The 20,843-nt window shown below is 71.1% G+C and carries 20 protein-coding genes and 1 pseudogene; 13 read left to right on the forward strand and 8 right to left on the reverse strand.

Annotated elements, in window-relative coordinates:
• Positions 1 to 43 precede the first annotated feature (43 nt).
• From AB0L95_RS32015 to AB0L95_RS32030, 4 genes are all read left to right on the forward strand, one after another.
• The gene (locus AB0L95_RS32015) at positions 44 to 2,278 is read left to right on the forward strand and encodes an aminoglycoside phosphotransferase family protein (protein ID WP_365167673.1); all 2,235 of its coding nucleotides are present in this window, start codon (positions 44 to 46) and stop codon (positions 2,276 to 2,278) included.
• A 238-nt stretch (positions 2,279 to 2,516) separates the two neighbouring features.
• The gene (locus AB0L95_RS32020; RefSeq protein WP_365167675.1) at positions 2,517 to 3,038 is read left to right on the forward strand and encodes a helix-turn-helix transcriptional regulator; all 522 of its coding nucleotides are present in this window, start codon (positions 2,517 to 2,519) and stop codon (positions 3,036 to 3,038) included.
• A gap of 83 nt (positions 3,039 to 3,121) precedes the next feature.
• Complete coding sequence (locus AB0L95_RS32025) at positions 3,122 to 3,769, forward strand: hypothetical protein (RefSeq protein WP_365167677.1); 648 nt, start codon at positions 3,122 to 3,124, stop codon at positions 3,767 to 3,769.
• Between the two features lie 144 nt (positions 3,770 to 3,913).
• Positions 3,914 to 4,255 carry a DUF2516 family protein gene (locus AB0L95_RS32030; protein ID WP_234518254.1) on the forward strand — a complete coding sequence of 114 codons (342 nt, stop codon included), beginning with the start codon at positions 3,914 to 3,916 and terminating at the stop codon, positions 4,253 to 4,255.
• 22 nt (positions 4,256 to 4,277) lie between these two features.
• On the opposite strand, the gene AB0L95_RS32035 is transcribed toward AB0L95_RS32030, so the two are convergent.
• From AB0L95_RS32035 to AB0L95_RS32045, 3 genes are all read right to left on the reverse strand, one after another.
• Entirely contained in the window at positions 4,278 to 5,597 is a 1,320-nt protein-coding gene (locus AB0L95_RS32035; protein WP_365167679.1) for a fused response regulator/phosphatase, read from the reverse strand.
• Positions 5,598 to 5,867: 270 nt separating this feature from the next.
• Positions 5,868 to 6,974, reverse strand: coding sequence for an NlpC/P60 family protein (locus tag AB0L95_RS32040; RefSeq protein ID WP_365167682.1), 1,107 nt, complete (start codon positions 6,972 to 6,974; stop codon positions 5,868 to 5,870).
• 341 nt (positions 6,975 to 7,315) lie between these two features.
• Positions 7,316 to 8,134, reverse strand: a complete 819-nt coding sequence (locus tag AB0L95_RS32045; protein WP_365167684.1) for a class I SAM-dependent methyltransferase — start codon at positions 8,132 to 8,134, stop codon at positions 7,316 to 7,318.
• A 417-nt stretch (positions 8,135 to 8,551) separates the two neighbouring features.
• Between AB0L95_RS32045 and mshA the strand changes: the two genes are divergently transcribed.
• The 3 genes from mshA to AB0L95_RS32060 all read left to right on the forward strand — a co-directional run bounded on the left by mshA (position 8,552) and on the right by AB0L95_RS32060 (position 12,263).
• Positions 8,552 to 9,892: a D-inositol-3-phosphate glycosyltransferase gene (gene mshA, locus AB0L95_RS32050; protein WP_365167687.1), complete on the forward strand. Its 1,341-nt coding sequence runs from the start codon at positions 8,552 to 8,554 to the stop codon at positions 9,890 to 9,892.
• Positions 9,893 to 9,915: 23 nt separating this feature from the next.
• Complete coding sequence (locus AB0L95_RS32055) at positions 9,916 to 10,416, forward strand: YbjN domain-containing protein (RefSeq protein WP_365167689.1); 501 nt, start codon at positions 9,916 to 9,918, stop codon at positions 10,414 to 10,416.
• Positions 10,417 to 10,580: 164 nt separating this feature from the next.
• Entirely contained in the window at positions 10,581 to 12,263 is a 1,683-nt protein-coding gene (locus tag AB0L95_RS32060) for a glycosyl hydrolase family 28-related protein (protein WP_365167691.1), read from the forward strand.
• 76 nt (positions 12,264 to 12,339) lie between these two features.
• On the opposite strand, the gene AB0L95_RS32065 is transcribed toward AB0L95_RS32060, so the two are convergent.
• Positions 12,340 to 12,924, reverse strand: coding sequence for a TetR/AcrR family transcriptional regulator (locus AB0L95_RS32065; protein ID WP_365167693.1), 585 nt, complete (start codon positions 12,922 to 12,924; stop codon positions 12,340 to 12,342).
• A gap of 86 nt (positions 12,925 to 13,010) precedes the next feature.
• Here AB0L95_RS32065 and AB0L95_RS32070 point away from each other — a divergent pair, with 86 nt between their 5' ends.
• Together AB0L95_RS32070 and AB0L95_RS32075 are read left to right on the forward strand one after the other, a co-directional pair.
• Positions 13,011 to 13,382, forward strand: coding sequence for a DUF4267 domain-containing protein (locus AB0L95_RS32070; protein ID WP_365167695.1), 372 nt, complete (start codon positions 13,011 to 13,013; stop codon positions 13,380 to 13,382).
• 30 nt (positions 13,383 to 13,412) lie between these two features.
• Complete coding sequence (locus tag AB0L95_RS32075) at positions 13,413 to 13,901, forward strand: cupin domain-containing protein (protein ID WP_365167697.1); 489 nt, start codon at positions 13,413 to 13,415, stop codon at positions 13,899 to 13,901.
• A gap of 65 nt (positions 13,902 to 13,966) precedes the next feature.
• Here AB0L95_RS32075 and AB0L95_RS32080 read toward each other — a convergent pair whose 3' ends face one another.
• A complete protein-coding gene (locus tag AB0L95_RS32080; RefSeq protein ID WP_365167700.1) occupies positions 13,967 to 15,232 on the reverse strand; it encodes an MFS transporter in 1,266 nt (421 codons plus the stop codon).
• A 175-nt stretch (positions 15,233 to 15,407) separates the two neighbouring features.
• Between AB0L95_RS32080 and AB0L95_RS32085 the strand changes: the two genes are divergently transcribed.
• The gene (locus AB0L95_RS32085; protein WP_365167703.1) at positions 15,408 to 16,169 is read left to right on the forward strand and encodes a phosphoglyceromutase; all 762 of its coding nucleotides are present in this window, start codon (positions 15,408 to 15,410) and stop codon (positions 16,167 to 16,169) included.
• Between the two features lie 260 nt (positions 16,170 to 16,429).
• Here AB0L95_RS32085 and AB0L95_RS32090 read toward each other — a convergent pair whose 3' ends face one another.
• Positions 16,430 to 16,642 carry a hypothetical protein gene (locus tag AB0L95_RS32090; RefSeq protein ID WP_365167705.1) on the reverse strand — a complete coding sequence of 71 codons (213 nt, stop codon included), beginning with the start codon at positions 16,640 to 16,642 and terminating at the stop codon, positions 16,430 to 16,432.
• Between the two features lie 346 nt (positions 16,643 to 16,988).
• On the opposite strand from AB0L95_RS32090, the gene AB0L95_RS32095 reads away from it, so the two are divergent.
• The 3 genes from AB0L95_RS32095 to AB0L95_RS32105 all read left to right on the forward strand — a co-directional run bounded on the left by AB0L95_RS32095 (position 16,989) and on the right by AB0L95_RS32105 (position 18,576).
• Positions 16,989 to 17,255: a hypothetical protein gene (locus tag AB0L95_RS32095; protein WP_365167707.1), complete on the forward strand. Its 267-nt coding sequence runs from the start codon at positions 16,989 to 16,991 to the stop codon at positions 17,253 to 17,255.
• Between the two features lie 253 nt (positions 17,256 to 17,508).
• The gene (locus tag AB0L95_RS32100) at positions 17,509 to 17,784 is read left to right on the forward strand and encodes a hypothetical protein (protein ID WP_365167709.1); all 276 of its coding nucleotides are present in this window, start codon (positions 17,509 to 17,511) and stop codon (positions 17,782 to 17,784) included.
• A 183-nt stretch (positions 17,785 to 17,967) separates the two neighbouring features.
• Positions 17,968 to 18,576: a hypothetical protein gene (locus AB0L95_RS32105; protein WP_365167711.1), complete on the forward strand. Its 609-nt coding sequence runs from the start codon at positions 17,968 to 17,970 to the stop codon at positions 18,574 to 18,576.
• Between the two features lie 465 nt (positions 18,577 to 19,041).
• On the opposite strand, the pseudogene AB0L95_RS32110 reads toward AB0L95_RS32105, so the two are convergent.
• Positions 19,042 to 19,401, reverse strand: a pseudogene (locus tag AB0L95_RS32110) (GNAT family N-acetyltransferase); the annotation flags it as partial.
• A gap of 14 nt (positions 19,402 to 19,415) precedes the next feature.
• The gene (locus AB0L95_RS32115) at positions 19,416 to 20,636 is read right to left on the reverse strand and encodes an alkaline phosphatase (RefSeq protein WP_365167713.1); all 1,221 of its coding nucleotides are present in this window, start codon (positions 20,634 to 20,636) and stop codon (positions 19,416 to 19,418) included.
• Positions 20,637 to 20,843 lie beyond the last annotated feature (207 nt).

A 20,843-nucleotide genomic window follows, 5' to 3' on the forward strand; every position in this document is an offset into this window, starting at 1 on the left:
CACTTCGTTCGCGGCGCATGAACATCGAGAGCGGCGCACATTCATGCAGGAGTCACCGTTGGGCCGTCCGCCAGTGCCTGACCACCGCGCTCTTCAGCGGCCGGCGGACGACGCGTTCGGGAGGTTTCTGCGCCACGCCCGGGCGCTGGGCTCCTTCGACCGCGGCCATCACCACCTGAACTACAGGGTGAGGCCGCTGACCGAGCGGGACTCCGCCCTGGTGGCGGTCGACGGCGGGACGGCGGTCACGGTGCGGCAGCGGATCCCGTCCGCGCTGCCCGTGGTCATCAGGACCTGGCAGGACGAGCCGGAGATCCTCGACCGGATCCGGGGCGTCCTGCCGCACGTCCCGCGCTGTCTCGCCAGGTACCAGGACATCGCCGTCCTCAGCCATGTCGAGGGCGTCCCGCTGTCGAGCGTCTGCCCGGACAGCACCCCGCTGGACTCCGGCGTCATCAGGGCCCTGGCCGGCCTGCTCGCGGACATGAGCCAGGTACGACGACGGCATCTGCCGCCGCTGCCCGTGTCCTGGCCGCGGGCCGGCCGGGACGGCAGGGCCTTTCTGCGTGCCCTCGCCCTCGCGGCGGAGGAGCAGATCAGAGCGCGCAACCGGGCCCGGTTCGACGGCCTGTTCGCGATGCTGGGCATTCCCGAGGACGCCATGGTCCGCTTCGCGGAGCGGGTGCCCGCGCTCATCAGCCGCCCCTTCAGCCTCCTGCACACCGATCTGCACCGGGACAACGTCATCGTGTCCTTCCACGGTGATCCGCCGCTGGTCTGCGTCGACTGGGAGCTGGCGACATACGGCGACCCCCTGCACGACCTCGCCACCCATCTGGTGCGCATGAAGTACCCGCGCCACCAGTGGGACGAGGTCGTCGAGGCCTGGCGCACCGCCATGGGGGAGCGGCGCAGCAAGGCCGTCCACGGCCTCGACCGGGACCTGAAGCACTATCTGGCCTTCGAGCACGCCCAGTCCGTCTATCCGGATGTGATGCGCGCCGCCGAGTCGCTCGGCGACTCCTTCGAGCAGCGGGACCTGGACGCCGCCACCCAGGCGGTGCACCGTGCGCTGCTGGCGGCGCAGGAGCCGCTGCGTCTGAAGCACGTGCCGGACGAGCGGGCGATCGAACGCGTCCTCTTCAGATGGAACGAGTCCCACGGGGTCCGGGCCGGCCGGGAGCGCACCATGTCCCAGATCGTCTGGGAGCGCGACCGACGGGTTCCCATCCGTCCGGACTTCCCCCACCGGGCGGTCAGCCGTGCGCTGTTCGAGGAGGGGGCCGCGTCGGCGGACCACGTGTTCAAGGGCACGGCTCACCTCAACACGGCGGTGCGGGTGGCGGGGGTCGCCTTCCCGGTCATGGTCCGCCGGAAGACCGGGTCGTCGAGCCCGCTCGAACGGCGCTTCCTCAACGAGCACGTGGTGCTGGGCGCGATCGAACAGACCGGGGTCCGGGTGCGCGCGCCGCGGGTCCTGGCGCTGGGCACCAGCGGACTGCGCGAGCAGTTCACCATCCACACCTACGAGGGACCGGCCGACGGCATCCGGCCGCCCGCCCACCCCGAGTACGGACTGCTGCCGCACGAGGCGGACGACCTCGTCGACCAGCTCGCCGAACTGACGTACGTCCCCTGTGACCGGGTCGACCCCGTATGCAGAGACGTGGACTTCTACTCCTGGCTGCGCGCCGAGCTGGTCCGCATGGTCGGCGAACTGCCCAAGGACACCGGGGACCTGGCCCGGGAACTGGGACTCCCGGACAGTGTCCGGCTGGACGAGATCCTCACCCGCCACATCCTCGCCCCGCGGCGGTCGGTGCTCCTGCACGGCGACCTCAACCCATGGAACCTCGTACGCCGCGAGGACGGCGGCCTCACCCTCATCGACTGGGAGATGGCCATGATCGGGGACCCGCTGTACGACCTGGTCCGCCATATGCATCTGACGCCCACCCGCCCGGACATCCGCCGACGGCTGCTGGACCGCTGGTCGCAGCGTCTGCCGGACGACTGCACCAAGGGCTGGCAGGAGGACTGGCGGGTGTACCGGTGGATCGAGATCATCCGCTCCGCGTACGTGGACCTCGACCGGCTGGTGACGGGCGACAGCCTGGAGGCCCCGAACGTACGCCGGGCGGTGGACGCCTACGCGATGACGCTGGTGGAGGCCACGGCCGCACTGGGCCTGCCGGACCGGTCCACGGCCAACCCGTACCTGGTCCGCGCCCTGCCGCACGGCGGCCGGCGGGCCGGGGTGGTCACGGCGGACACCTGACGGGTCCCGGCCGTCCACCGGCCTGGTGGCCGCGACGGCCTGCGGATCCGCCGACGACCCAACGACCGCGTCCAGCGGTGCGCGCCTGCTCGTGCCCCCTCAACAGCGTGCCCTGCGGGTGGTGTTCGGGCGTCGGCTCGAGAGGGCGGATCGTTTCGGCGGTGGCCGTCCGCGACACGGCGCACTTTTGCAAGCGGTGTGCTTGCAATTGTTAGCGCGGGTGGGGCACAGTGGAGGCATGGCATCGCTCAACGTCGGCAACCTCGGTGAGTATCTGCGCGAACAGCGGCGCAATGCGCAGCTGTCGCTCAGGCAGCTCGCCGAAGCCGCCGGGGTGTCCAATCCGTATCTGAGTCAGATCGAGCGCGGGCTGCGCAAGCCGAGCGCGGAGGTGCTGCAGCAGGTCGCCAAGGCGCTGCGGATCTCCGCCGAGACGCTGTACGTGCGGGCCGGCATCCTCGACGCCGAGCGGGACCGGGAGGAGTGCCGACAGGAAGGCGCGACGCGCGCCGTCATCCTCGCCGATCCCACGCTCACCGAGCGGCAGAAGCAGGTGCTGCTCCAGATCTACGAGTCCTTCCGCAAGGAAAACGGAGTCGAGATCGCCCGGACGGGCACGGCGGACGAGGAAGGCCGGGCAGCCCCGAAGGCTCCGGAGGCGGACGACGCCCAGGACACCGACACCCCCGGCCCCCGCACGGCCGACGACAGCGATGCCGGCCCGCGGCGCACCAGCCGTCGACCGGGCCGGCCGGCATGACCGGACCGGCCGGGACGACCTGAACGCGACCGGCGGACCGCCCCAAACCCTCAGTCGAAAGCCGAACCGGGAGGACCGTTCCCATGGCCATCACCGACGACCTGCGCAAGACCCTCAGCGACCCGACCCCGCTCTACTTCGCCGCCGGCACCGCCGACCTGGCCATCCAGCAGGCCAGGAAGGTCCCCGGCCTGGTCGAGCAGCTGCGCTCCGAGGCCCCGGCCCGGATCGACGCGGTGCGCAACACCGACCCGAAGGCGGTCCAGGAGCGGGCCGCGGCCCGCGCCAAGGAGGCCAGTGCCCGGGTGAAGGTGACGCAGGAGACCATCCAGTCGCGGGTCGGCGAGTTCCTGAACTCGCTCGACTCGGACCTCAAGAAGTTCGGGACCACCCTCGACGCCGACCTGAAGAAGCTCGGCGAGACCGCCCAGGACATCGCCCTGCGCGGCGTCGGCGTCGCCGCCGAGTACGCGGTCAAGGCGCGTGAGACCTACGAGAAGGTCGCCGAGCACGGCGAGCAGGCCGTGAAGAGCTGGCGCGGCGAGGCCGCCGAGGAGATCGAGGACCTCGCCGTCGCCGTCGAGGGCAAGCCGGAGCCCGTCGAGGTCAAGGACGAGCAGAAGCCGGCCGAGGCCAAGGCCGAGCCCGTCGACGACAAGAAGACCGCGCCGAAGAAGTCGGCGCCGGTCCGCAAGCCGGTGGCGAAGAAGACCACCCCGCCGGCCAAGTAGGCGCCGTACGACCGGCCCCGCGTAGGCCGGGAGACCGATGGCGGGCCGGGCACTTCACCGGTGCCCGGCCCGTTGTACGGATACACGACGGCCGGAGGCGGGTACGGTGGCCGTACAGAGGACTCGACCCGGGTGGTGGGCATTGTGCTGATGACGGCATTCGGCGGCTTCTTGTCGCTGCTCTATCTCGCCATGCTGGTGCTCGCCGTAGTGGCACTGGCGATGGCCGCGCTGTACCGCGACGACGCCTATCGCGCCGCGGACAAGCAGAACAAGGGCTTCTGGCTGATCATCCTCGGTATCGCGGTCGCCGTGAACCTGCTGGTGCCGATGCTCTTCCTCCAGCTTGCCGGCCTGGTCGCCACGATCGTGTTCTTCGTGGACGTCCGGCCCGCGCTCAGGCAGGTCTCGGGCGGCGGCTGGGGCCGTCGCCGCCGCGGAAGCAGCAGCGACGGCCCCTACGGCCCGTACAACGGCGGACGGTAGCCAGGCCCGCCCGTGCCCGGGGTCACGGCACGCGGTCGAGCAGGACGACCGCCAGGTCGTCCGTCAGCTCTCCGCCGTTGAGGTCGCGGACCTCGCTGACCGTCGCGCGCAGCAGCGCCTCGCCGGCCAGGCCCTCGGCCAGCCGGCGACGGACCAGTTCCACCATGCCGTCCTGGCCGAGGCGCTCTCGGCCCTCGCCGACATGCCCCTCGATGAGTCCGTCCGTGTAGAGCATCAGGCTCCAGGCGGGGCCCAGCTCGACCTGTGTTCGCGGCCAGCGGGCACGCGGCAGCAGACCGAGCGCGGGGCCGTTGTTGTCGTACGGCAGCAGCTCGGCCGTGGGCGTCCCGCCGAGGGAGCGGTCCAGGCCCGGCCGGGCGATCAGCGGGGCCGGGTGGCCGGCCAGGCACAGCCCGGCGCGGCGGCCGTCCGGCGCGATGTCCACCGTGCACAGCGTCGCGAAGATCTCCTCGTTCTGCCGCTCGTGCTCCAGGACCTGCTGAAGCGTGGACAGCAACTCGTCGCCGCACAGACCGGCCAGCGTCAGCGCGCGCCAGGCGATGCGCAGCTCCACCCCGAGCGCGGCCTCGTCCGGGCCGTGCCCGCAGACGTCGCCGATCATCGCGTGCACCGTGCCGTCCGGCGTACGCACCGTGTCGTAGAAGTCACCGCCGAGCAGCGCGCGCGAGCGGCCGGGGCGGTAGCGGGCGGCGAAGTGCAGCGAGGAGCCGTCCAGCAGCGGGGTGGGCAGCAGACCGCGCTCCAGACGGGCGTTCTCCTGCGCCCGCAGCTTGGACTCCGTCAGCCGTCGCTCGGCCGTGTCGGACCGCTTGCGTTCGACCGCGTAGCGGATCGCGCGGCTCAGCAGACGTCCGTCGAGCTCGTCGCGGAACAGATAGTCCTGGGCGCCGACGCGCACGGCCTCGGTGCCGCGCTCGGCGTCGCCGGACGCGGTCAGCGCCAGCACGGCATGGCGGGGCGCGAGCCGGAGGACGTGCCGCAGCACGGCCAGCTCGTCGTCCTCCCGGGCGGCCCGGCCGGGAGCGGGCAGCGCGAGGTCCAGCAGGATGCAGTGGACGTCGTCGGTGAGCAGCCGCTCGGCCTCGGTGAGGTTGCGGGCGGTGCGCAGCCGGATGGGGCGGCCCGTCGAGTCGAGCATCTCGGGCACGATCGGCGCGCCGGTCGGATCGTCCTCGATCACCAGCAGGGTGAGTGTGTCGGCCGGGGCCTTGGTACGGGTGGCCGGCCCCGGTGCGGCCTGGGTCCCCGGCGGGGACACGGCTTGAGCCTGACCACACTCCACGGCCGGGATCGCTCTCTGCCGCGGTACGGGTGCGGGCATCGTTTTGGTTCCTTCCCTCCCCCCGAGGGCACGGGCGGGACGAGGGACCTCGACCCACCGACGGGGACCTTAGCGGTAGCCGTGGCCGCAGTGGAATGCCCGACGGCGTGGTGTCGGGCATCGGGCCGCCGTCATATGCCGCATCCCCTACCGCAGTTGGACAGGGGTGACATCGCGGGGGATGACGAAAGTCACGTCGGGTGCGGGATCGGGGCGAGCGGTGGCGTGCGCCGGGTCACGTGGGGCCCGTCACGTCGGACGGGCCGGCCCTCACTCGGCGTCCGGGCGCACCACTCCCAGGATCGGCATCGAGCCCGCGCCCGCGATCGTCACCGTGCGTCCCGGGCGCGGTGCGTGGATGATCGCGCCGTCGCCGACGTACATCGCCACATGGCTGGCGTCATGGAAGTAGATGATCAGGTCGCCGGGGCGCATGTCCTTGATCTCGACGTGTCTGAGCTGCTTCCACTGTTCCTGCGAGGTGCGCGGGATGGCGGTGCCCGCCGCCGCCCAGGCCTGGGACGTCAGCCCCGAGCAGTCGTACGACTTCGGACCCTCGGCACCCCATACATACGGTTTGCCGATCTGGTCGCTCGCGAACTGCACGGCCTTGCGCCCCTCCGTGGAGGCCTTGGTACTGATGTCCTTGAGTATCCCGGTGTCGAGCCAGGCGGTCTGTGCCCGGCTCGCGGCCTGCTCTTCCAGCTTCCGCAGCCGCTCCTGCTCCTGCTTCTTCAGCTTGGACTGGAGTTTCTCGGCGGCGGCGATCTCCTCCTCGATCTTCTTCTTGGCCTCGGCCTTGGCCTTGCGGTGGGCGTCGAGTTGCTTCCACTGGTCGGCGGCGTCGCGCGCGTACTGCTTCAAGTCCTCCTGGGTGCGCGTCATCTCCGCGAGCAGTCCCTCGGTCGCGTGCTCGCCCTGGCGGATCGTGCCCGCGTCGTCGAGGAACTTCTGCGGGTCGTGGCTCAGCCAGAGCCGGACCTGGGGCGGCAGCCCGCCGCCGCGGTACTGGGCACGGGCCGCGGCACCCGCGCGGTCCTTCAACTCGGTCAGCCTCTCCCGGCCCTTGACGATCTCTCGGGCCAGATCGACGATCCGCGCCGACTGCCGCTCGGTCTGCTCCTCGGCCGCGTTGTACGCGTCCGTGGCGACCGCGGCGTCGTGGTACAGCGTGTCCAGCTTTCTGCGGACCGCTTCGAGCTCCTTGTCGGCCGCCGGGGCCGACCCGCCGGTTGTCGGAGCCGATCCGCCGGGCGGAGTGGGTGTCGGGGCCGGCCGGCCCGGGCTCGCATACGCGGCGCCCGGCGCGCCCAGCACGGTGACCGTGCAGACCAGAGCGATGGCCGCCATGGTCAGGGTCCGCTTCCCGGATCCCATACTTCGCCCCCAAATCTGGTTTACCGTCAGTAACTTGCGACGTCTGGGGATCGTGCCATGTCGGCGGACAAAGCGACAGAGGCGGGACTTAACCGCACAAAAAACTCCCTCGCCTGCCGCACCTGGTACGACGATCTCCCTACCCCGCGGCCGCTCTCGTACGGCCGTCCTTCCTGCCGCCCTCGTGCGGCGGTCCCCGCACCCTCCGTCACCCGCGCACGGTGATCTCCCTGCCCCCTCGGCCACCCTCGTACGGCGAATCCGCCGCGGATGTGACGAAGCACGCGGGAAGATCGTTCCCCGCAGGTCAGGAAGGGGTTGGTAGGGGGTCGGGAGGGGATTCAGGCGCGAGGTGCCAGGGCTTCCCAGGCGACCGTGACCTCGCCCTGGCGCCAGCGCGCCGGGCCGTCGGCCACCGGCCAGTCCGCCGTCAGCCGGCGGACCGTGCGTATCCAGCGTTGGCGCGCACCGTAGGACGCGAAGGGCGCGGCGGCGGCCCAGGCGTGGTCGAAGTCGCGCAGGAAGGCGTGCACGGGCTCGCCCGGGACATTGCGGTGGATCAGCGCCTTCGGCAGCCGCTCGGCCAGGTCGGACGGGCGGTCCAGGGAGCCGAGGCGGGTGGCGAAGGTGACCGTGCGCGGCCCCTCGGGGCCGAGGGCCACCCACACATGGCGGCGGCCGATCTCGTCGCAGGTGCCCTCGACGAGCAGCCCGCCGCGGGAGCCGTTCGCCGGGTCGGCGGGGGCCAGGCGGGCGCACAGCCGCTCCCAGACGGCGGCGACCTCGCCCTCCTCGTACTGCCGCAGGACGTTGGCGGCGCGGATGAGGCAGGGGCGGCCGGGCACCGGCACCTCGAAGCCGCCGTGCCGGAAGGCCAGGCCCTCGCGGGTGTACGGCCGCGCGGCCGCGACCCGGGCGGGCTCGATCTCCACCCCGACCACCTGGGTATGGGGTGCGGCGGTGCGCAGGCGGTGCAGCAGTTCGACCGCGGTCCAGGGGGCGGCCCCGTACCCGAGGTCGACGGCCACCGGGTCCGCCGTGCGGCGCAGCTCGGCGCCGTGGACAGCGGCGATCCAGCGGTCCATCCGGCGCAGCCGGTTCGGATTGGTGGTCCCGCGCGTCACCGTACCCACGGGGCGGGACGCGGCGCGGGTTGACATGCCTACGAGAGTAAGCGGCGGCACGGGGAGGGCGGGCGGCCTGTGGACAACGTGGCGGGCGGCCTGTGGACGACGGAACAACCGGCACCCGTCCAGCCGGCACCTGCCCGCCCGGCACCCGTCCAGCCGGCACCCGCCCGCCCGGCACCCGTCCAGCCGGCACCTGCCCGCCCGGCACCCGCCCGCCCGGCACCCGCCCGCCCGGCACCCGCCCGGCCGCCCGGCGGCAGCGCGGGCGAGACCGCCCCCTTCCCATGACTGTCTTGCACATGACTATCGAACGGTTGAGCGGAAACCGGTAATGATTCAGTAAAGCCACCCGCAGGGGAAATGGAGCGCCCCGCCGTGGCGTTCGCAGGGTTGTGAGGGCGTGCGGTCCCTCGCACACGGCATGGACGCAACAAGGAGGAACGCGACGTGAGCCAGTACGTCAGCAGGCTCGGGCGTCGCTCTCCGGCGGCTTCCCCCCGGCTCCGGCTGTCGCACCGCAGGCCCCGTCGTATCGCCATGCTCTCCGTGCACACCTCGCCGCTCCACCAGCCCGGCACGGGCGACGCCGGCGGTATGAACGTCTACATCGTGGAGCTGGCCCAGCGTCTGGCCGCGATCAACATCGAGGTCGAGATCTTCACCCGGGCCACCACGGCCGCCCTCCCGCCGACCGTCGAGCTGTCGCCCGGCGTTCTCGTCCGGCATGTCGACGCCGGACCCTACGAGGGGCTCGCCAAGGAGGACCTGCCCGCCCAGCTGTGCGCCTTCACCCACGGAGTGATGCAGGCCTGGGCCGGCCACCGCCCCGGCTACTACGACCTCGTGCACTCCCACTACTGGCTCTCCGGCCATGTCGGCTGGCTGGCCGCCCAGCGCTGGGGCGCCCCGCTGGTGCACGCCATGCACACCATGGCCAAGGTGAAGAACGCCTGCCTCGCCGAGGGCGACACCCCCGAACCCGCCGCCCGCGTGATCGGCGAGACCCAGATCGTGGCCGCCGCCGACCGGCTCATCGCCAACACCGCCGAGGAGGCCGCCGAACTCGTCCGGCACTACGCGGCCGACCCCGGCCAGGTCGCCGTCGTCCACCCGGGAGTCAACCTGGAGCGTTTCCGGCCCGCCGACGGCCGTGCCGCCGCCCGCGCCCGGCTCGGGCTTCCGCAGGACGCGCTGATCCCCGTCTTCGCGGGCCGCATCCAGCCCCTCAAGGCGCCCGACGTGCTGTTGCGCGCTGCCGCCGTCCTCCTCGACGACCGCCCCGAGCTGCGTTCCCGCATGGTCGTGCCGATCGTGGGCGGTCCCAGCGGCAGCGGTCTCGCCAAGCCGGAGGGGCTGCAGAAGCTCGCCGCCCGGCTCGGCATAGCCGACGTGGTGCGCTTCCGGCCGCCTGTCGGGCAGGAGCAGCTCGCCGACTGGTTCCGCGCCGCCTCCGTCCTGGTCATGCCGTCGTACAGCGAGTCCTTCGGGCTGGTCGCCATCGAGGCGCAGGCGGCCGGTACGCCGGTCCTGGCTGCCGCGGTCGGCGGTCTGCCCGTCGCCGTCCGGCACGGAGAGACCGGATTCCTGGTCCAGGGGCACGACCCCGCCGCGTACGCACGCGTACTGCGCGACTTCGCCGACAACCCGCAGCTGAGCGCCCGTATGGGCGAGGCCGCGGCCCGGCATGCCCGGTCGTTCGGCTGGGACACGGCGGCCTCGGCGACGGCCGGGGTGTACACCGAGGCCATGGGGGCCCACCGGCGCCGGGTGCGTGCGCACCACGGCTGACGCCCGTCGCGTACGCTGCCCGCATGGCTGAGGAACAGCAGGCGGCGCAGGTCATCGAAGGGGTCCTCAAGGACGCCGAACTGGAGTGGGAGAGCCCGCAGTCGGGCTCGTACGTCGTGAAGCTCCCCGGGACGCGCAAGCTGTCGACGACCGTCTCACTGATCGTCGGGCGGCACTCCCTGTCTCTGAACGCCTTTGTGATCCGCCACCCCGACGAGAACGAGTCCGCGGTCCACCGCTGGCTGCTGGAGCGCAACCTCAAGCTCTACGGCGTGAGTTACGCCGTAGACCCGCTCGGCGACATCTATCTGACGGGCAGGCTGTCGCTGGCCGCGGTCACCTCCGAGGAGGTGGACCGGCTGCTCGGTTCGGTCCTGGAGGCGGCGGACGGCAGTTTCAACACCCTTCTGGAACTGGGGTTCGCCTCCGCGATCCGCAAGGAATACGCCTGGCGGGTGGCGCGCGGGGAGTCGACGCGCAATCTGGACGCGTTCAGTCATCTGACTCGACGCTCCGAAGACTGACCGCCTGGACCGTACCTGTCCATCCCTTTCAATCCCTGCATGACTCTTCCTCGGCCGGCGGGCCTCGTGGCATGCTCACTGCCGACGTCGATATGAACAGCGTTCACATCCATGGAAATTCACGTCTCTGAGCGTCCTTGAAATCCTTGGAAGGCGGATCGGGCATGGGTATGGGGCACGCGGACATCACCAGACGGAGCCTGCTCGGCAGCGCCATCGCCGTGGCGGCCGTCGCCGTGACCGGAACGACGGCGACGGCCGCCGCACCCACCCCACCCGCCCCGCCGAAGGGCCAAGCGCCCGCGCTGTGGCGTGAGTTCGTCCGCACGCCCTTCACCCACCCGCAGATCCCCTATGTCGGCCGGGCCGGTTACCGCCGCGGGGCGGCGCGCTTCCCCCGCCGCCCCGTGGTCGCCGACGTGACCGCGTACGGAGCCGTGGCCGACGGCACGACGGACTGCGCACCCGCGATCAACCGTGCCATCGCCGCTGCCGGGAGGGCCGGCGGTGGCACGGTCCTCATCCCGCCCGGCACGTTCCGCATCGACGGCCTCATCCGCATCGGCGACGACGACGTCGTCCTGCAGGGCGCGGGCAGCGGCCGTACGACGCTGTACGCGACCAGGAACCTCACCGAGCTGATCGGCGTCTACGGCTCCCGGTACGGCGGCGACAAGTCCTCCTGGTCCTGGGCCGGCGGCCTGATATGGCTGGCCCCGACAGCCCGTTGGGACTCCCTGGTCGCGGCCGTCCGGGCGAAGGCGTGGCCCTTCGAGGGCTGGACCGGCAACAAGCGCGACGAGTGGGAGACGCTGACCACGGTGTCCCCGGCCCGGCAGGGCTCCTGGACGGTGACGGTCGCCGACGCCCGGCGGCTGAGGCCCGGTCAGCTCGTCCTGCTCCGCCTCGCGGACGACGCCGGGCACACCCTCCTGGAGCACATGGCCGGCGGCGGCCCGGGCCCGGAGGCGTACTACTGGGACGACAAGACCAAGCTGACGTCGTACGTCCCCTATGAGTGGCCCGTGCGCATCGCGCGCGTGGCGGGCCGGAAGGTCACGTTCGAGCGCCCCTTGCCGCTCGATGTGCGCCCGGAGTGGGACCCGCGGCTGACGACGCATGTCCGGGCGCTGACCGGCGCAGGCGTGGAGGGCCTGACCCTCCGGGTGGTCGAGACCCCGCAGTCCCCGCACCTGCTCGACAAGGGCTACAACGGCGTCGTGTTCCAGTGCACGTACGACTGCTGGGCGGACGACGTCGTCGTCACGAACGTGGACAACGGCTTCGGCCTGGTCGCCGCCTCCTCCTGCACGCTGCGCCGCACCCGCGTGACGGGCCGGGGCTCGCACCACCCGTACTTCTGCCGGGAGGGCTCGCACGACAACCTGATCGAGGACTTCACCATCGAGCAGCGCACGGTCCCGGCCCCGGCGAACACCCAGCTGCACGGCATCAACGTGGAGGGCTTGTCCTCGTACAACGTCTGGTCACGCGGCGAGATGCAGATGGGCACGTTCGACTCGCACCGCGGGCTGCCGTTCGCCGACGTCCGTACGGACATCACGGTGAACAACAACGGCCGCCACGGCGGGGACGCCTCCGCCGGGCCCCTCTTCGGGGCCCGCTTCACCCACTGGAACGTCCGCGTCACCAACGGCCGCGCCGGTCTGATGAGGCTCGACGGACTGGCCCCCTGGTCGGCGACCGTCGGCCTGAACGAGGTCACGGAGTTCGACCAGATCGACGTGCCCGACTTCACGGGCGATCTGCACTCCCGGCTGGAGCTGTACGGCACGACGGACGTGGTCCGGCCGCGGAACCTCTACGAGGCGCAGCGGGAGTTGTAGGGGGCGTCCGACCCTTCCTGCCGGGCGCGCGCCCGGCAGGAGGCAGATGCCTCCAGGCACGAGGCCGCCTGGGCCCTCACTCCCGCGGCGGGCTGAAACGGTTGATCAGCAGGGCGAGCCGGCGGTCGTGCTGGTCGCGGCGCAGACGGCCGCTGCGCATCAGCGTGAGCAGTCCGTGCAGACCGCTCCAGACGGTCTCGGTGAGCACGCCCGGGTCGTCGTCGGCGGTGGCGAGCGGGGTGACGGCGAGGCGCAGTTCGTCGAAGGCGGCGCGCAGCGGGGCGGGGGTCTCGGGCCGCGCGAACGGCAGGTCCACGGCGAGCGTGAACATCGCGTCGTAGAGCGCGGGCCGCCGCTCGCCGAAGTCGGCGTAGGCCCGGCCCACCGCGGCGAGGGCCTCGCGCGGGGAGGGCGCGGAGGTGCGGGCGGCGTACAGCTGCCCGGCCAGCTCCTCGAAGCCCTGCACGGCGACGGCCGCCATGATGGCGTCCTTGCCCTTGAAGTGGCTGTAGAGCACGGGCTGGCTGTACTCGATCTCGGCGGCGAGACGACGGGTGGTCACCGCGTCCCAGCCCTCGGTCTCCGCGAGTTCCCGTGCCGCCGTGACGATGAGGCGTTCCCGTTCCGCTCGTTCGCGCTCACGGCGCGTCTGGATCGTCATGACTGTGATTCTAGCAGTGCTAGCAGATTTGTCATGGCTATGCTAGCGTCGCTCCTACATATAGCAGCGCTAGCAAGGAGACCGACGTGCTCACCGCCACCGCCTATGTCCTCGCCGTCGTCCTCGACCTGTTCGTCCTCGTGATCGGCACGCGCTTCCTGTTCCAGCCCCGCGCGGCGGCCACCGGCTACGGCGTGCCCGCCAAGCCCGACGGGGACGCCGCCTATCTGGAGATCAAGGGCCTCAGGGACGGCGTCAGCGGCATACTGGGCCTCGCCCTGCTCGCCTTCGTGGGAGCGCACGCCGAGGCCTGGTTCATGCTGGCCATCGTTCTGGTGCCGCTCGGCGACACGCTGATCGTGCTCCGCCACGGCGGCACGCGGGCCGTCGCGTTCGGCATCCACTTCGCCACGGCGGTCGTGGTGCTCGCCTCCGCCGCTCTGCTCTTCGCCGTCTGACCTGGCCGACACTCACCCCGGGGATGTGACATGTCGCTGTTCGTACCGGCCTTCGACTCATCCGTGATCGTCCGCGCCGCCGACGCCGAGACCGTCGGCCGGGCTCCTACGACCGTACGGCTGCTGGCCGACAGCAGCGCGACCGGCGGAGCGCTGTCCGCGCAACGTGTCACCCTCACCGGTGGCGCGGACGGCGCGCGGCCCCACTACCACGCCGGTTCGGCCGAGTTGTTCTACGTGCTCGACGGCACGGCCCAGCTGCTCTCCGGCGACACGATCCTCTCCGCCGAGCCGGGCGACCTGGTCGTCGTGCCGCCGCGCTTGCCGCACGCCTTCGCCGCCGCACCCGGGCAGGACGCCGACCTCCTGATCGTCGTCACGCCGGGCGTCGAACGCTTCGAGTACTTCCGCCATCTGGAGCGCGTCGGCCTCGGCAAGGTGCCCCCGGAGACCCTGCTGGAGGTGCAGGAGCTGTACGACAACCACTTCCTGAAGAGCGAGGTGTGGGACGCGCGCTAGTTGTATTGCCCTGAGAGGTTGGGGGCGTTCCCGGCAGGGGGGCGCCCTCGGTGGGGGTGCCCCCCTCAGGCCGCGCCGACCTCCGCGCCCGTCGCCTCCGGCTCCGCCGCCCTCTTGCTGTCCGACGGCGTCTCCTGTGTCGGAAGGCGGCGCATCAGCGCCCCGTACCCGATCGCGGCGCCCGTGCCGACCACCGCGCACAGGGCCCACAGCCACTCGGCGCCGAGCCGGTCGATGACCAGACCGGACATCAACGGGGCGACCAGACTGGCCACGGACCACGACAGGGTGTACATGCCCTGGTACCGACCGCGCCCGTGCGCCGGGGAGAGCCGGACGACCAGGCCCGTCTGGGTGGGCGCGTTGACGATCTCCGCGAGGGTCCACACGCACACCGTCAGCGCGAAGAGGCCGATCGACCCCGCGAAGGCGGTCAGCCCGAAGCCGTAGCCCGCGAGCAGGGACGAGACCACCAGCAGCCGGCGCGGGTCACGGTGCTCGATGAACCGGGTGACCGGGATCTGGAGCGCGACGATCAGCACGCCGTTGACGGCGATCGCCAGACCGTAGTCCGCGGGCGTGAACCCGGCCCGGCCCATCGCCACCGGCAGGCCCACGGACCCCTGCTGGAAGACCAGCGCGACCAGGAAGGACAGCCCGACCACGCTCATGAAGCGGCCGTCGCGCAGCACGGTCCCGAGGCGCACGTCGTCACCGGCCTCCTCGGCGAGCGGCGCCGGCCTCGACTCGGGCAGCTTCACGAAGACGACGATCGCGCAGATCATCGTCATCCCCGCCTCGATCAGGAACCCGGCGAGATAGCTGAACTCGGCGATGAACCCCGCGGCCATGGAGGAGACGGCGAAGCCGAGGTTGATCGCCCAGTAGTTGAGGGAGAAGGCGCGGAGCCGGTCCTCGGGCCGGACGATGTCGGCCATCATCGCCTGCACGGCCGGACGGGAGGCGTTGGAGGTCATGCCGACGAGGAAAGCGACGGCGGCGATGGCGACAGGATCGCGCATGAAGCCGAGCAGGGCGACGGACAGGGCCGTGGACGACTGGGCGACCAGCAGGGTCGGTCGCCGTCCGAGCCGGTCGGCCATCACCCCCGCCCCGAGGGAGGAGGCGACGCCGCCGAGCCCGTGCAGCGAGGCCACGAGACCGGCGTACGAGGCGGAGTACCCGCGGTCCAGGGTGAGGTAGAGGGCCATGAAGGTGGCGACGAAGGCACCGAGCCGGTTGACGAGCGTGCTGGTCCACAGCCACCAGAACTCCCGGGGAAGCCCGGAGACGGTCTCCCGGGCGGCGCGCCTCAGGGTGGCGAGTGACATGTGTGATCCCCCACGAACGTAAGTGCCTCAAGCGGTGAGCACAACTTACGAGGGCGGGGCTCGGGTCGGCCACTCAATTAACAGATGCCGTCAACTGTCGTACGGGAGAGGGACCAGCCGTCCGCCCTCCGGGCAGGCGGGCAAGGCGAGGAATGCGTGGATTACGCTCTGAGGCATGGCCGACGCACCGTACAAGCTGATCCTCCTCCGCCACGGCGAGAGCGAGTGGAACGCGAAGAACCTGTTCACCGGCTGGGTGGACGTCAACCTGAACGAGAAGGGCGAGAAGGAGGCGGTCCGCGGCGGTGAGCTGCTGAAGGACGCCGGCCTGCTGCCCGACGTGGTCCACACGTCCCTCCAGAAGCGTGCGATCCGCACCGCGCAGCTCTCGCTGGAGGCGGCCGACCGCCACTGGATCCCGGTCCACCGCTCCTGGCGCCTGAACGAGCGCCACTACGGCGCCCTCCAGGGCAAGGACAAGGCCGCGACGCTGGCCGAGTTCGGCGAGGAGCAGTTCATGCTCTGGCGCCGCTCCTACGACACCCCGCCCCCGCCGCTGCCGGACGACTCGGAGTTCTCCCAGGCGAACGACGCGCGCTACGCGTCGATCCCGCCGGAGCTGCGCCCGAAGACGGAGTGCTTGAAGGACGTCGTCACCCGCATGCTGCCGTACTGGTACGACGGCATCGTCCCGGACCTGCTGGCCGGCCGCACGGTCCTGGTCGCGGCCCACGGCAACAGCCTGCGGGCCCTGGTCAAGCACCTCGACGGCATCTCGGACGCCGACATCGCGGGCCTGAACATCCCGACGGGCATCCCGCTCGCCTACGAACTGGACGCCGACTTCAAGCCGATCACCCCCGGCGGCACCTACCTCGACCCGGAGGCGGCCGCGGCGGCGATCGAGGCGGTCAAGAACCAGGGCAAGAAGAAGTAGGTTATGTGATCATGCCTCCCACCTGCATTTACAGTGCGAGTGGGAGGCATTTTCGTGCCCCGGAACCTTCCAGGGGAGCGTGATCTCCACAGGCGGGAAGCGCTTCATGTGCTCCTTGAGCGCGTCGGCCACGGGGTCCGGCAGAGGTACGTCACGGAGCTTGCCGCCCTTTGGAGGCGCGAACACGTTCCTGCGACTCTCCTGGCCACGCTCGCGCGGGAGCGCCCCGCGGCGCGTGGCTGCGGGGCGCCTTGTGGGGTTTAGTCGACCGCCTGGCCGTCGTATTTGCCGCCCACGCAGGGGTTGCCCGGCAAGTCGATCCGGGCCGTTCCGCCGCCCTGCTCGCACTGACCAGGGGTGACGTACGATGGGGCACCCTGTGCGGCGGTGGCGGCGGTGGCGGCGCCTGTGAGGCCGAGTCCGGCGAGGGCTGCCGTGGCGATGACGGGGGCGAGGATTCGCCGAATGCGCATTTGGTTCCCCTTTCACGGATTGCCTCGGTTGGGGCACTAGTCAGCTTGATCTTCACCCATGTGGGTGGCACGTCATGTTGAGCCATTCGGGTGACAGTGCTGTCGGGTGCGGGGTCGGTGACGCGACCCGTCGGACAGGCCCTGGACACGGACGCGTAGAAGTGCCGGAGGGTTGGGCAAAGGCGGCCCCGGTTCTTCGGCGAGATGCGGGGGTCGCCCTTGGCGTAGCCAGGACTGTCCGGTTGGTCAGGAGCGTCGTGGACTGCGGGAGCGTGTGGACGCGGCGCGCGGCGGGTGTCATGATCGCGGCGAGGTCGGTGTGGGGCCGACGCGTGGGGGAGGGGCCATGGCGCTCTATTTCGCCGTACCTCTTGTTCTGGTGGCGTTGCTCTTCGCCGCGTCGGGCGTAGCGGCGATTACCCACGGCTGGGTGTTCCCGCGTTGGCGGCGTCCTGTTCGCCGCGTTCGCCTCTACGGCTCGGCTCAGTTGGTGGTTGCCGTCGCCGTGTGCTGGCAGGTGGTCTTCGCGACGGCGCTCGACGACTCCGCGTGGGGGGAAAGTGTCAGCTGTGCGCTTCTGCTGACCGTCATCGTCCTGATGGCGCTGAGCTAGGGCGCGGCGATGTGGACCGCATAAATGGCGGATCGCGGCCGTCCGGTCTGGGGCCGTCGTGGGGCGGGCCCGGTGGTCGTGTGGCCAAGTGGCCCCGCGTGTTGCCTGACCAGCCTGGCCGTGCACACTGCTGGGCGAGTCCAGTGAGCAACGGATGGGGAACCGGGTGGGAGTTCGCAGTTGGTGGTGCAGACGCAGGGCGAACGCCCAGATTGAGCGGATCGTCGATGCAGTGAACTCCGGGCGGGCTCTGATGGCCGACGCGACCGGGCTTGAAGCATCTGGCGCCCGCCAAGAGATTGCCGGTGTCGCGGAGGTCTGCGACGGCCACTTCCACTTCAAAGCGAATGCGGATCTCAAGGCCAGGGCCCGTGGCTGGCGCATCTCCCTGTCCGAGATCGCCGACGTGCGGGACGGTGACGAGACGGGTGAGCTGGTGATCACCTTTCGTACGCCAGGACGCTTCCAAGCCATCGTGGTGACGCCTTCGATGCATGCGGATAAGTGGCGATCCCTGGCCACCGGTTGAGATGTAGGGCGTGCTGAAGCTCTACGGGTGACAGGTGCTCTTGCCGCGCAGGGCCCGGTACGAACCCCCGGCGAGCGCCCCGCTCTCTGAACCACCGGGTCGGGGCGCCGGTGTTGGTGTGAAACCGGTTCGGGAGGCGGTGCGTCAGATCGGCACTGTCTAGGGGCGGGGGCAGGGGTGGGTATGCGTTGGGGCGCAGCGGGCGGGCTGGGCATGGTGGCGGTCCTGGTGGCGGTGGGGGCGACGGGATGCGACGGTCGCAGCGAGCCGCTGGTGGTCGGCGGCCATGCGTCGGTGGCGCCCTACCGCGGACCGCCGCACGTCCCGTACCGGGACACCGACGGCAAGGACGACCCGGCCTCCCTCCAGGCGGCGTCAGGGGCGGCCGGGCTCGCGCTGGAGTGTGCGGGGGATCTGTACTCCGGCGCCGCCGGCGACCCGTGGGGCCCGGGCGACGGCGGGACGGCCCCGCAGGACGGATCGAAGGCGTACTTCTTGAACAGCTCGGTCGGCCCCGCGCACTGCGACTGGCGGCAGGCGCACTTCCTCCAGCTCGGCAGGGCGGCGAGCGGCAGGCTCTACGCCCGCGACCCCAAGGGCGTCCTGCCGCCCGGAACGCTCACCTTCCGCTACGACGGCAACGCGACACTGCCCGCCGACGCACGGGACACCGGCTACCACTGGCACGATGAGGAACTGTGGACATCGGCAGACCCCTCGAAGGTGTACGTACGCACCGGCGGCGCCGTCGAGGCCTGGCCTGCCGTCGCCCGCGGGCACGGCTGCGCCTGACACCACCACCCGCGGAAACCCCCGGCGGCCGACGGGCCACTGATCGGCCTGGGAGCACCTGCGGGGACGCCGACGAACAGCGGCGGACAAGCACGGACACCTGCGGGCCATCGCACCAGGTGAGAACCACACCGGCCCCTGGTTCAGCGCGCGCCCACGGGTGAGAGGCTGCTCCTCTTCGTGACCGAGGGTCCGTGGCGGTCTGCTCTTGGGTCGTCGGCTGCTCGTGCAGGTCGCGCGTCGCAGCGTTCCCTCGATGACGGACCCGGCGCTCGAAGTCAGGCCGCGGTGGTCTTCGCTGCGACGCGGGCCCGCAGGGCCTCGCGGACCGTGGGCCACTCGTTCGCGAGCAGGCTGTAGTACAGCGAGTCGCGGCGGGTGCCGTCCTGGCGGCGCATATGGCTGCGCAGGGTTCCAGGTCGCGCCGACCTCCGCGCGGCCCTCGGCGAGGTCGAGGTCGTACAGGCTGGTCGAACCGATCACCCTGCCGTCGTCGCGGCGTTGCACCGTGAACCCGCGGCGGGTTGCATCGGCGGTCATCTCGTCCAGCATCCCGCGCAGCTGGGCCACGGTCCCGGGACGCGGCCGGGGCATCCAGCGCCATACCTCGGGGTGGGACGCCGACGGGAAGAGGGCCTCGGCGTGGTCGGGGGACAACGGGACGAGGCGGACGACCGTGCCCTTGAGAGACCGGTTGTTCACGGGGGCAGGGTAGAAGGCGTCGATCATCAGACGCAGGCGTTCTGTCTCTGTCCCGAAGACAGCCCCGAAGACAGCCCCGAAGACAGCCCCGAAGACGACCGGGCCGTTCCGGGACAGAGACATGTCCGTCGGGCAGGTCAGCGGCGGGGTGCCAGGACCTGGGACAGGACGTCGTGGACGTAGGTGTTGGCGTGCTTGCCGGTGAACCGGTTCGCGAGCGGGCCGGCGGCCGTCACCGGGACGTCGACACTGGTGTGGCCGGACGTCGTCCAGTCGATCGTGAAGGTCCGGTCGCTTCCGTGGATCGTGAAGGGACCGTCCTCGGTGGAGACGCCGGTGCCGGATTCGTCGGTCGTGTCGTTCTCCTCGACCGCCAGGCCGCCGGTCTCGTGGTCGCCGGTGACGACGAGAAGAGTGTCGGGGTGGGTCGCCTGGTAGGCACGGGCGACGGCGACGGCCTTCTCCAACTGCTGCATCGACTGCAGGACGCGCGTCCCGTTGTTGCTGTGCGCGAACTCGTCGACGCCTTCCTCCTCGATCATGAGGAAGAAGCCGTTCTTGTTCTTGTCCAGCGTCTTCAGCGCCTTGCCGGTCATCGTGGCGAGGTCGACGACCGGGTTGTACACATCGCCCTGGCCCTCGGGGCGCTGCTGGAACATCTCCTCGTTGGAGAAGAGGCCGAGCAGCTTGCCGCCGCGCGCCTTGTCCAGGCCCTTCGCGCTGCTGACGTACGTGTAGCCGGAGCGCTTGGCCTTGGCGATCAGGTCGCCCTTCGTGCCCCGGCTGCCCTCGCCGGTGTCCTCGGCGGGCTTGTCCGGGAACGCGCCCGCGGTGCCGGCCGGCAGCCACCAGTCCTCGCCGCCGCCCAGGATCACGTCCGGCTTGCTGGCTTCGAGGTACTGGCGGGCGATGTCGTCCTGCTTGCCGCGGTCGGCGGTGTTGGAGAAGAAGGCCGCGGGCGACGCGTCGGTGACCTGCGCGGTGGTCACCAGGCCGGTGGCCTTGCCCGCCGCCTTGGCCTGCGCCCCGAGCGTGGGGAGCGGGTTGCCGTCGGTGTCGACGCTGACCGCACCGTTGTAGGTCTTCTGACCCGTGGCCCATGCGGTGGCGGCGGCCGCGGAGTCCGTGACCACGGCCTTCGGGTCGTCCGGCGTCGTCGTCAGCTGGCCGGACACCGGAAGACGATCCATCGTCAGTTGACCCTGCAGACCGGCGAGATGCAGTCGCGCCGCCTCACGTGCGGTCGCGCCCATGCCGTCTCCGTTGATGAAGATGACGTTCTTCGCGACGGGGGCCTTCGCCTTCGCCGTGCTCGGCGGAGCACTGGCGGACGCACCCGGCGTCGGGTTGAGCACCATGGTCGCCACCACTGCCGCAGACGCCGCTGCGACCGGCGCCCCCCACCGCATACCACGCATGCTTGCGTTCACAAAACCCTCCCATGGGCATGGCAATGCATTTCCTTTGCAATCTAGGGAGCGGCAATCGGTTTGAGTCGAACCACAAGTGACGCCTGAGCGAACAGTGCACACCCGGGTAAACGAAGCCCCCCGGTTGCCGCTCGT

Origin of the sequence: Streptomyces sp. NPDC052036 (assembly GCF_040680495.1) — a bacterium.
Classification (GTDB): Bacteria; Actinomycetota; Actinomycetes; order Streptomycetales; family Streptomycetaceae; genus Streptomyces.